This is a genomic window from endosymbiont of Galathealinum brachiosum (assembly GCA_003349885.1).
In the GTDB taxonomy this organism is placed as follows: domain Bacteria; phylum Pseudomonadota; class Gammaproteobacteria; order SZUA-229; family SZUA-229; genus SZUA-229.
This window is the reverse complement of sequence record QFXC01000004.1, coordinates 350-12,060: the sequence shown is the minus strand read 5'-3', so window position 1 is coordinate 12,060 and position 11,711 is coordinate 350. Positions and strand designations below refer to the sequence as shown.

At 37.4% G+C, this 11,711-nt stretch carries 10 protein-coding genes; 8 read left to right on the top strand and 2 right to left on the bottom strand.

The genetic code is table 11. From position 1 onward, the window contains the following. Positions 1-27 precede the first annotated feature (27 nt). From DIZ80_02175 to DIZ80_02140, 8 genes are all read left to right on the top strand, one after another. Positions 28-969 (top strand): 23S rRNA pseudouridine(955/2504/2580) synthase, encoded by a 942-nt coding sequence (locus DIZ80_02175; protein ID RDH85245.1) that lies wholly within the window; start codon positions 28-30, stop codon positions 967-969. A gap of 38 nt (positions 970-1,007) precedes the next feature. Further along, complete coding sequence (locus DIZ80_02170; GenBank protein ID RDH85244.1) at positions 1,008-1,673, top strand: HAD family hydrolase; 666 nt, start codon at positions 1,008-1,010, stop codon at positions 1,671-1,673. A gap of 129 nt (positions 1,674-1,802) precedes the next feature. After that, a complete protein-coding gene (locus tag DIZ80_02165) occupies positions 1,803-3,767 on the top strand; it encodes a hypothetical protein (GenBank protein RDH85243.1) in 1,965 nt (654 codons plus the stop codon). A gap of 436 nt (positions 3,768-4,203) precedes the next feature. Continuing rightward, on the top strand, positions 4,204-4,374 hold the full coding sequence (locus tag DIZ80_02160; protein ID RDH85312.1) for a DUF2892 domain-containing protein: 171 nt from the start codon (positions 4,204-4,206) through the stop codon (positions 4,372-4,374). Positions 4,375-4,395: 21 nt separating this feature from the next. After that, positions 4,396-5,796: a hypothetical protein gene (locus DIZ80_02155; protein RDH85242.1), complete on the top strand. Its 1,401-nt coding sequence runs from the start codon at positions 4,396-4,398 to the stop codon at positions 5,794-5,796. Further along, positions 5,789-6,172: a hypothetical protein gene (locus DIZ80_02150; GenBank protein RDH85241.1), complete on the top strand. Its 384-nt coding sequence runs from the start codon at positions 5,789-5,791 to the stop codon at positions 6,170-6,172. Before DIZ80_02155 ends, DIZ80_02150 begins: the two co-directional genes overlap by 8 nt. Before the next feature lie 123 nt (positions 6,173-6,295). Further along, complete coding sequence (locus DIZ80_02145) at positions 6,296-7,231, top strand: S49 family peptidase (protein ID RDH85240.1); 936 nt, start codon at positions 6,296-6,298, stop codon at positions 7,229-7,231. 284 nt (positions 7,232-7,515) lie between these two features. Beyond that, a complete protein-coding gene (locus DIZ80_02140; GenBank protein ID RDH85239.1) occupies positions 7,516-8,805 on the top strand; it encodes a hypothetical protein in 1,290 nt (429 codons plus the stop codon). Between the two features lie 63 nt (positions 8,806-8,868). On the opposite strand, the gene DIZ80_02135 is transcribed toward DIZ80_02140, so the two are convergent. Both DIZ80_02135 and DIZ80_02130 read right to left on the bottom strand, forming a co-directional pair. After that, positions 8,869-11,235, bottom strand: a complete 2,367-nt coding sequence (locus tag DIZ80_02135) for a hypothetical protein (protein RDH85238.1) — start codon at positions 11,233-11,235, stop codon at positions 8,869-8,871. Further along, positions 11,201-11,711, bottom strand: a 511-nt coding sequence (locus tag DIZ80_02130) for a cell wall-binding protein (protein RDH85237.1), incomplete at its 5' end; no start/stop codon positions are given. The genes DIZ80_02130 and DIZ80_02135, both read right to left, overlap by 35 nt.

Sequence of the window (11,711 nt, the reverse complement as noted above, 5' to 3'; positions counted from 1 at the left end):
AAACCTTAATCTGATATCATTCGCCAAATGTCAGATTTACCCCATCACGGCGTCCAGTTACTGGAAATAGGCCCCCGCAATGAAAAACAACGACTCGACAACTACCTGTTAAGTCAGCTCAAGGGCGTACCTAAAAGTCGGGTATACAAACTCTTGCGTAGCGGTCAGGTTCGAGTCAATAAAGGTCGAAAAAAAGCCGATTATCGATTAAAAGCCGGGGATATTGTACGCATCCCGCCGGTTCGCATGGAAGTGGCAGACGATAGCAAAGCCCCTCAGCACCTGGTTAACCGAGTTAGCCAGTCAGTCATATTTGAAGATGATCAACTACTCGTTTTAAACAAACCTGCTGGTATTGCCGTTCACAGTGGCAGTAACCTCAAATTTGGTGTCATTGAAATGTTACGTCAGGCTCGCCCCGATGATCCGATGCTTGAACTGGTGCACCGCTTAGACAGGGAAACATCAGGTTGCCTGATCATTGCAAAAACACTGAAAACCTTAAACCAGCTTCACCAGCACTTTCGTGACAAAGCCGAGCACATGGAAAAAATTTACCGGGCAATTGTTATTGGGCGTTGGCAAGGTGCCGAAAAAATCATCGATCTGCCATTACTTAAAAGCGGTTCCCGTAGTGGTGAACGATTTGTAGAAGTAAACCCACAGGGAAAAGAAGCACGCAGTTTGTTTACGCCACTGGAATATAAAGACCAGTTGAGTTTGATGGAAGTAAAAATATTTACCGGACGTACACACCAGATTCGTGTACATGCTCAGGCAGTGGGATTCCCGATTGTTGGTGATAGTAAATATGGAAACCTGGATTTCAATGCATCTCTTAAAAAACACGGTTTTAAACGTATGTATCTGCACGCATACAAGCTGGGCTTTTCTTTAGGATCACAAAACTATAATATTTGCGCGCCACTCGATAGTGAGTGGGAAAAATTATTAAACGAACACGAATAATTGCGATCTAACAATCGCGACTACAGAAGACATTACCAATGAATACACCACTTCCATACAAACTATTAATTTTCGACTGGGACGGCACCATTATGGATTCCGTTGCACGTATCGTTGACTGCCTGCGAATTTCAAGTGAACAGGTACTCGGCGAAGAAAAGCGCAGTGACCATGAACTTAAAGATGTGATTGGTTTAGGTTTACGTGAAGCCATTCAGCAACTACATCCGACATCAAACGAAAAACAGATCAGTGAAATGTCAGATGCTTATCGTTACCAGTATATGGAAGTAAATAAAACCTCATCTGTTTTATTTGACGGTGCTGAAGCCATTTTAGAAAACCTTGAAATGCAGGGTTACTGGCTTGCAGTTGCCACAGGCAAAGGCCGCCAGGGCCTTGATCAGGTTCTGGAAATTACCGGACTGAGACCTCGCTTTCATACAACGCGATGTGCCTCTGAAACATTTTCTAAACCGCATCCTTTAATGCTGGAAGAAATTCTTCAACAATTAGGCCTTGATGTCGAAGATGCTCTAATGATCGGTGACACCGAATATGATATGGAAATGGCAAAAAATGCCAATATGGATCGCCTGGGAGTGAGTTATGGAGTACACCCGACAGAGCGCCTAATGAAACACCAGCCAATTGGCTGTATTGATCATATAAATCAGCTACAAAATTTCCTGAACAACCTGTAGAAAGCCTCAATATTTAAGCCATAAAGCCTGATTCCACGCATTTTAGAGAGCAAAATAAACTGAAAAACATGATCTATACTTAAAACACTCATATTTCACAGCTCAATGATTTAAAGGGCTCCTCTAAATATGCTATTCAGAGACAACCAGCAACAACCTATTGCTACAAACATAAGAATCATTCTCATGGCTGGCATTCTGGTGTCGTGCATGCTGGTTGCCACTATTGGTATTATTACCTGGTACGCCTTACAAAATGTAAATCATCAGGTAGAAAACCTGGTCAATGAAACCGCAACTAAAAGCAATCTCATATATGAAATGCGTATAGCCGCACGTGAGCGCAATCTTCATTTAGCCATGTCACTCTTAGTTGACGACCCTTTTCTTATTGATGAAGAATGGATGAAATTCAAGGAACAGGGAACGCTATTCCTGATCGCTCGGGAAAAATTTAAAAGCCAGAACCCGGGAAAGACTGAAAGCCTGCTATTACAAAAGCAACGGGAATTATCAAAACATGCAGTAAAATTACAATATGAATTAAACGATTTACGACTTTCCGGTAATTACATTAAAGCCATAGAAGTATTACACGAGGAAATTTCTATTCAGGTAAAAGTATTCAGCGTATTAGACGAAATACTCGCAATACACGAAAAAAACAACAAGCTAATTATAAATAAACTATTTTCTTCACAGGAAAAAACACAGAAAGCCATCGCACTATTAATTATTTCTATTTTTTCAATCATATATTTGACATCTACCTTCCTTATTAAACGATTATCCATACAGGCAGAAGAAATAAAAAATGAAGGAATAAAGTACAAAGCACTAATAGAAGGCAGCATGGATGGCATACTTGTACTTGATAAAAAATCAATAATTGACTGCAACAATAACGCACTTCGACTTTTTGGCGTTGACTCACTGACGGAATTAAATCGTATCGGCCTGGACTATTTTTCTCAATTTTCAGAAGAAAAATCTGCTATAAAAAGTGACGGCATATTCAACGCTATTAATCACGCACTTGTAAACAATAAAAAACGTTATGAATGGGTATTTAAAAAAGCTAATAACGATACATTCCCATCAGATATAGAATTGCAAGGCATTGAGCTGAATGAAAACAACTATGTTCAAATGATAATACGAGACATCACCGAAAGAGAAAGAATTAAAAAAGCACTTCAAGATGCCAATGAAAACCTTGAAAATAAAGTAAAGGAAAGGACGGATGAGCTAACAAAAACCAATCAGAAAATGCTAGGGCTTGCACACAGCGCCGGCATGTCTGAAGTCGCCAGCGGCGTATTACACAATGTAGGTAATGTATTAAATAGTGTAAACGTATCATCATCAATAATAAAAAATAGAGCATTAAACTCAAGAGCTAGAAATTTAAATAAAGTCATAGATATATTACATAAAAACAAAGGAAATATAGACGATTTCTTAAAGAATGATGAAGCAGGAAAATTAGTCATTCCCTTTCTTGAGCAACTTTCTGAAAAAATAACCAGAGAGCAGGAAGATCAAATACAGGAAATTAACAGTCTGACTAATAATGTAGATCACATAAAAAACATAATTTCAATGCAACAGTCTTACGCTGGAAATATTGGCGTGATAGAAAAAATAAAAACAGGTGACATTGCCAATGATGCAATTGATATAAACCTTTCAAGTATAAATAATAGCGGCATAAACCTGAGTAAGTACTATGATACTGATTATGAAATATCAATAGATAAACACAAGTTAATTCAAATACTGGTAAACCTTATTAGCAATGCAAAACATGCCGTCATGAATGGTGGAAAATCAGATAAGAATATTATTCTAGGAATCAAAAAACACAATAACAATATCATTTTCTTTGTTGAAGACAATGGCATAGGGATTGATGAAAAAGATATTGAACATGTATTTGAATTTGGCTTTAAAAAGAGAGTAGAAGGACATGGATATGGACTGCATCACAGCGCTATTTCTGCAAAGGAGTTAGGCGGCACACTCACAGTTGATAGCGACGGAATGAACAAAGGAGCAACTTTCACACTCACCATTCCAATTGAACAGAAATAATTTTTAATAGCACTAATTCACTATAAACTGATACTTAAAATCGTTAATCCAAAAGCATATTCAAAGCTTATTATGTGGTCTATACTTATTAATACAGCCCTCAAACAGAGTGTTTCATATTAAACAATACTCAATATAATCAGGAAGTTACAACATAAGGAGATTTTAAACCGCTTTCATCAGGAGGCTTCAAATGACAGAAAGAACCTGGAGATTCATATTTGGCTTTTTATGTCTGGTATTTCTGACTTTCGAAATGTATAACGCAATATACGTTATGGTTGGTATAGCCGTATTTGAAGGCATTACAAATTTAAGACTCCCTCTTCTACTCTCTAAAATTAAATTTCTGAGCAACAAAAATCCTTTAATGATACAGGATACACTTTCAATAACACCTGAGAACAGAAAAGTTATCCCCTTCGAAGCACAACGCATGTTCAGATTAACTGTTTCGATATTTGTTGCCATTCCTTTACTTATTTTCCCCCAGTCACTGTGGTTTTTCCCCTGGTTTGTGGGAATAATGCTTACCATGTCAGGAGTTACCGGCGTCTGCCCAATGATGCTACTTTTACAGTGGTTAGGTTTTAAGAGTGCCACGTAGTATGTTAAGCAGAAGCAAAAAATGTTAGATAAAAGCCTTACATCTGACTGGACCACCGGCTGGTATGGTTCATTATCAGTTAAAATAACCTCTATTGTTTTATGGGGAATAGCTATTATCGGTGCCAGTATTGCTGTGGTTTTAGTTTGGAATAGCGATACTGAAATACGTTTAAAGTTTGACCACTATGCAGATACGATTGCACTAACGGCATCACATGATCTATTTCAATCAGTTTCCGCGAAGGAAAACTTAAACTGGGACAACCTGATGATTCAGGCTAAATCATTAGGCTTCACCGGTATGACCATCAATTTCAATCATTCAATTTCGTATCGAAGCGGGGAAACAAATTCAGATAATAAAATAATTAGAAAACTTTATTATCATGAAAACCAAAAACCCAAAGTTGCCAACTTAACACTATACCACTTACCTTTCGAACGTTTACAAAGCCTTGAACAAAAAAGATTATTATTAACCACTGTCGCAATATGCCTTGTATTTGGCCTATTGTTAAACTGGATCATTCAGAAGATTTTAGCTAACCCTTTTCAGGCATTACTAGAAGCCACAAAAAAAATATCTGAAGGACAGATGGATCTCAGGCTTGATGATGCCAGACAGGATGAATTTGGTCAGTTAGCACGATTTTTTAATAAAATGATGGACCAGATATCAGCGCAACAGAACTTTTTAAAAGAAACAACAAAACAGGCAGAAAGTGCAACACGGGCAAAATCCACATTCATAGCTAATATGAGCCATGAATTAAGAACACCATTAAATTCAATTATAGGTTTCACATCAACCGTAAAAGAAGGTATGGCGGGAGAGGTTAACAAAGAACAGGTTTTACAACTTAACAAGGCTCATTCCAGTGCAAAGCACCTGTTATCACTTATAAACGAGTTACTTGATTTATCAAAAATTGAAGCTGGAAAAGCAGACCTGAATATCAAAGAATTTAATGTTGCTGAATTAGTAACTGAAGTCACAGACATGTTAAAACCTTTATGTGAAAAAAAATCCCTTCGCTTGCAAGTTGAATGCAATAACTGCGGTCTACTTTCAAGTGACCAGATGAAAATTCGACAAATTCTGATTATCCTTATTGATAATGCCATTAAATTTACTCAATCGGGTAGCATCTCTGTTAAAAGTTGGCTAGAAAATAATAAGGTCTGGTTCGAGGTAAAAGATACAGGCTCAGGTATTAAAGTTAGCAATATCGATATTATCTTTACACCTTTTTATCAGGAAGATTCAAAAGGTGACAAACAACACGATGGGTCAGGGCTGGGTCTGGCTATATGCAAGCAGTTTCTAGACATGTTATCAGGTGACATTGAAGTTATTAGCGTGCAGGGAAAAGGTAGTCGCTTTATTTTTAACTTACCAGAATCTGATAACCATGAATAAATTACAAACCAATCTCTTTTCTATACTTATAGTCGATGATAATCCTGACAATATTTACCTGATACGATTTTTACTTGAGCGTGCAGGATTCAAAATACTGGAAGCAACAAATGCAAAACAGGCAATAAGTATTGTTAAAAAAAACAACATTTCACTTATTCTTATGGACATACAGATGCCGGGTATGGATGGTATAGAAGCAACAAGAATAATTAAAAATCTGGCTACACCCGTTATTATAGTTGCATTGACAGCCAGAATTATGGAAGAGGATAAAAATGAAATAGAAACAGCAGGTTGTGATGGCATAATAGAGAAACCCATCGATCCCTGCCTTTTTCAGCAACAAATAGAATCTTATCTGGATAAAAACTAAACTACTCGCCTCAAATCATCAAATAACCAGAATACATATAAAAAATTATCACAAGATGCTTCACATGTCGCATAACAATGCATACACTTTACCTTCTTTAAAATATCAAAATCTGGGATTAAAATGAGCGAAGGCAACAACTGGGAAAAAGATGTACTGACATCTATTGCTACAGAAGGACTAAAAGAACAGAAAAGAACCCGCCGCTGGGGAATCTTTTTTAAATTACTGACCTTTGCCTATCTAATTACATTACTGGTCATGCTTAACCCTGATTTTCAGGAAGCCGCCAGTAAGAATGAGAAACACACGGCTTTAGTCGATCTTAAAGGCGTTATAGCTCCGAGCGCAGAAGCCAGTGCTGACAACGTGGTAACCGGCTTACGTAAGGCATTTAAAGACCCGGCTACTGCTGGTGTAGTATTACGCATTAATAGCCCGGGTGGTAGCCCGGTTCAATCCGGTTACATCTATGATGAAATTCTAAGACTTCGTGAAAAATATCCTGATATTCCGATGTATGCGGTTATTAGTGATATTTGTGCTTCCGGTGGTTATTACGTAGCGTCTGCAGCAGAAAAAATATACGCCGATCAGGCCAGCATAGTCGGTTCAATTGGTGTTCGCATGGATAACTTTGGCTTTGTCGATGCTATGAAAAAAATTGGTGTTGAACGCAGAACCCTGACAGCTGGTAAAAACAAGGCATTACTCGATCCATTTGGACCTGAAGACCCGGTCGTCATCGCCCATATGAGAGGTTTACTTAAGAGTGTGCACGATCAATTTATAAATGCAGTTAAACAGGGTCGTGGCGATCGCCTGAAAGAAGTAGATGGTATGTTTGAGGGACTAATCTGGACTGGTGATCAAAGTGTTGAGATTGGACTGGTAGATGAACTGGGCAATTCCAGTTACGTAGCGCGTGAAGTTATAGGTGAAGAAACTATAGTTAAGTTTACTGAAGAACCCGATTTTCTGGAGCGTTTTTCCGATAAAATCGGTGTTCACATCAGTACTCTGCTTATTGAGAAAGAGTTAACACCGCAGCTTCGTTAAACAAGCTATTTCGTTTCAACTAAACGTATGGCTTTTAGTCAATCAAAACTAATTTATCGTTAATATTCTATTAATGATAAATTAGTTTAAAAAGCACTTATCTACACTTCGCTTAAATCCTGAAAAACTTCTATACATTGTATGATTTTCTCCTAACACAACGTCACCGGGCGAGCGTTTAATATCAGGTGACTTTAATTAAAAATGATATACACTTAAAGTTAAGGAAAATACTGAATAAACTACACGTCAGTAACTAATTATCTGACATAGACTTGCATTTTATGACAAAACTAAATGACGATCAGCTCCAGCTTGAAAACATTAACCGTGCAAAGATCCAGTGGGAACTGGTAGTCGACTCATTACCTCAGCTTGTTATTGCCATTGATGAAAATGCAAGAATAACTCGCGCTAACAAAACGATAGAGACATGGGGTATAGGAAAAGTAAATGAGGTAAATGGACTATATATCAGTGATTTTCTTAAAATTTTCAACGATAACATGTCAAAAGATATCACTGACTTCCTTGGAAATTTCAATAATGAGACACATCAGGACAATGATGATCCCGACTGGGCTTATATCTGGCAGCAAATCAAAAATAAAGATACTTTTATAAAGAAAACAAAGAAAACACACGCGGGTAGAACTTATAATTACACTCTAAGAAAAATAGAAAATTATAATATTAATAAAGACCAATGTTTTGCTGTATTAATAATTGATGATATTACCAAACTTCAACATATAGAAAAATCCTTAAAATTTCAGGCTCAGGATCTTGAAAAAAAAGTAATCCAGCGAACAAAAGAACTTAAACAACTAAACCTTCAACTTGAACATGAACTTCAAAATAAAGAGGAAACAAATATAAAACTTAAAGAATCTCATGATTATCATCGAGAACTTTTACAGGTAATATTTACCACACAGGAAAACGAGAGAAAGAGAATTGCTTGTGAACTACATGATTCGATTGGTCAAAGCCTTGCAGCAACTAAATTTAAAATAGAAGGACTACTTTTAAACAATAAAAATATTTTTAATAAAGATGATAATAATCAGTTTAATAACATCGTGGATACAATAAAAAACCTGATAGATGAAACCCGCCACATATCGATGAATTTAAGACCTGCAACACTTGATGATCTTGGCGCTATAGCAACATTAAAATGGTTTTGTAGAGAATTTGAAAATACTTATTCAAAAATAAAAATAGATCTATCATTAAATATAGATGAACATGATATTTCAGACGATAAAAAAACTGTCATATATCGTATCGTTCAGGAATCCATGAATAACATTGCTAAACACGGCGATGCTACAACCATACAACTTGAGCTAAACAGATCTAATTCAAACTTAAATTTAAATATAAGCGATAATGGGCGTGGTTTTAATATAAGCTCATTAACTAAGAAGTTAAACAAAAGCGATCAACCATCAATATGCGGATTTGGTTTAAATAGTATGCGTGAACGCGCTGAGTCAATAAATGGAACATTTAAAATTGAATCTAAACCAGGAAAAGGAACGTCAATCCTGGTTTCATGGAAAATATAACACCTTCCCGATAAAAGTTATTCCATTAAAACCAGACCATTAAATAACGAATAATATTTTTTATCAATCACCTGCCCTTAACGTATTTTTTGAATTAAATTTCCTATTGCAATACAGACTAAACAACAGAGCAAACATCAATAAATCAAAACTACCAGCGCCACCATTACTAGCGTTAACATTATTACCATTACCATCCGTAATGTCATCAGGAACAACCTCCTCTATTTCCGGTACCGCTTTTATAGTAGCAACCCCACCTGGATCCTCTATCACACCATTTTTACGGCCATCCGTATCATTTGGACCACCATCTTCAATCATAAGCTGCACACAATGATTATTTGCAGTTAACCCGGGAGTATAAGCAGGATCACCTGGTGGTGGACAAATACCCACTGCCCCCTTTGCTGATGCAAGTTTATTTCTATCGTCTTCAATAAAATCTGTCCAACCGCTAACTGTCGCATACTTTCTATATACAGGGCGTACAGGAATTGCAGCATACTGAGGTATAACTAAAAGAGCTGATTGCCCCGGATGAGACAGGCCATGTATTATAAAGTCGAAATAACCACCTATATTAGTTAATGTATCATTTGTCTCTGCAGGCGCAAGCGTCTCAAGTTTTCCACTAAAATCATTTATTTGCTGCTTTGTTACTGCCGCAGTATGTTTTTTCGCATAGAGTGAAGTTTTACCCAATCGTATCCCTAAACCAGGTTGAGCATTCAATAACCACTTATTCGTTATACCCTGCTTACCCTGCATGACAGCAGGATTATTTATAGCATCCAGATAATCTGCAATACCATCACCATCCCTGTCACCCAGTCCTTCTGATAAATCACTATTACCATCACCATCACTGTCACTCACATCTGAAAGTAAAGGCATTGTTTCAAGCACACTTAATATGAGTTCGTTTTGTGTTCCAAGATTAGGTAAACCATCATCCATTACATTAATAACAACTCGGTAAAAACCTGCTTCTATGTTTGTTGGATCGAGTACAAAATTCGGCACATCAGTGTTAGGAGCCAGTAAAATATTATCCGTATCACTCCAGTCATAACTGTGACTATCATTTTTATTAATATCGGAAACATTAACACTTATATTAACTGGGCCACCATTAGCGGTTATAAACCTTGTTAACACACCACCCTGAGAAATTTTTATTTCAGATAATGGAGCAACATTCTGATTAACAACATTTAACATTTGAGAGCTTTTAGAGCCTTTTACCCCATTAACTAATGTCTTTAAGTTGAAAAGAATACTACCTGATTGAATATCAACAGGTACCTGATAATTAATAATACCCTCTGTACCGGATGCAATTGATATATTGCTATTTATTACAGCAGCATTATTTTCATGAATCGAATAACCAATTTCAACAGGGTAAACAGGTGCATCACCATTTAGTAAAACTCGAATTTGTACATTAGCTCCAGGAACAACAAGTTTGTCTGATTCAAACTCAATTAAAGGTTTAACATCAATTATCTGTATTGCTGTTGCCGTATTACCTGACGAGTCTGTTGCAGACCAGATCACTTCATTTCGACCCGGAGCAAATGGACCTTTACGATTAGGCGTAACCAGTATAGTTCCATCTTCATGATCAATTGCAGTAGCAACAGGGTTCTTATCAATATGAGTTAAAAGACCTTTTGCATTAATAATTATTTGTGGAGGAAGTGTAATAACGGGTGGACGCGTATCAAATACATTCACAGTTCTAACAACTGGATTTGCATCATTACCCGCTTTATCACTCACATTATAAGTAACACTATAACTACCTGGCACTTCGGTATTCACAGCATTGGTTGTTATGATGCTTTCACTGAGATCACCATCCACGTTATCAATGGCAGTTGCACCTTCATCAACATAAGCACTACCGGTCTCAACATCAACAGGTGTTGCTCCTAACAAGTTTATTACCGGTGCTGTTACATCTGCCGTTACATTCACAGTCCTAACAACTGAATTTGCGAAATTACCCGCAGCATCACTCACATTATAAGTCACACTATAATTACCAGCTGATTCAATATTAACAGTACTAGTCACTACGATAGTGTCAGTAATATCACCATCAATGTTATCGCTTGCAGTTGCACCTGCATCATTATAAGTGCTACCCAGTTCTATATTTACCGGCGTTGAACCGAGTAATGTTATTACTGGTACAGTGACATCCGCCGTTACATTAACCACGCGGCTAACCGTACTTGCAGCATTACCCACCGCATCACTGACGTTATACGTCACACTGTAATTACCCACCGCACTGGTATTTACATTACTGCTCATTATTATATTCGCGGTAATGTTGCCATCAACATCATCCGATGCAGTGGCACCCGCATCATTATAGGGGTTACCTAGTTCTACATTTATCGGCGNTTGAACCAAGTAATATTATTACCGGTGCGGTAACATCCGCGGTTACATTTACTACACGAGTAACCGTACTTGCTGCATTACCCGCCGCATCACTGACGTTATACGTCACGCTGTAATTACCCACCACACTGATATTTACATTACTGCTCGTGATTATATTTGCGCTAATGTTTCCATCAATGTTATCTGACGCAGTAGCACCCGCATCATTATAGGTTCCGCCCAGTTCTATATTTACCGGAGTAGAACCTAACAAAGTTATCACCGGCACGGTTACATCAACAGTTACATTTACTACACGAGTAACCGTACTTGCTGCATTGCCCGCCGCATCACTGACGTTATACGTCACACTGTAATTACCCACCACACTGGTATTTACATTACTGCTCATTATTATATTTGCGCTAATGTTGCCATCAATATTATCTGACGCAGTAGCACCTGCATCATTATAAGTACTCCCCAGTTCTACATTTATCGGC

What these genes read in the sequence shown, in the direction of transcription:
- DIZ80_02175 (RDH85245.1), top strand. Translation starts at nt 28, where the DNA reads ATGTCAGATTTACCCCATCACGGCGTCCAGTTACTGGAAATAGGCCCC.
- DIZ80_02170 (RDH85244.1), top strand. Translation starts at nt 1,008, where the DNA reads ATGAATACACCACTTCCATACAAACTATTAATTTTCGACTGGGACGGC.
- DIZ80_02165 (RDH85243.1), top strand. Translation starts at nt 1,803, where the DNA reads ATGCTATTCAGAGACAACCAGCAACAACCTATTGCTACAAACATAAGA.
- DIZ80_02160 (RDH85312.1), top strand. Translation starts at nt 4,204, where the DNA reads ATGTTCAGATTAACTGTTTCGATATTTGTTGCCATTCCTTTACTTATT.
- DIZ80_02155 (RDH85242.1), top strand. Translation starts at nt 4,396, where the DNA reads ATGTTAGATAAAAGCCTTACATCTGACTGGACCACCGGCTGGTATGGT.
- DIZ80_02150 (RDH85241.1), top strand. Translation starts at nt 5,789, where the DNA reads ATGAATAAATTACAAACCAATCTCTTTTCTATACTTATAGTCGATGAT.
- DIZ80_02145 (RDH85240.1), top strand. Translation starts at nt 6,296, where the DNA reads ATGAGCGAAGGCAACAACTGGGAAAAAGATGTACTGACATCTATTGCT.
- DIZ80_02140 (RDH85239.1), top strand. Translation starts at nt 7,516, where the DNA reads ATGACAAAACTAAATGACGATCAGCTCCAGCTTGAAAACATTAACCGT.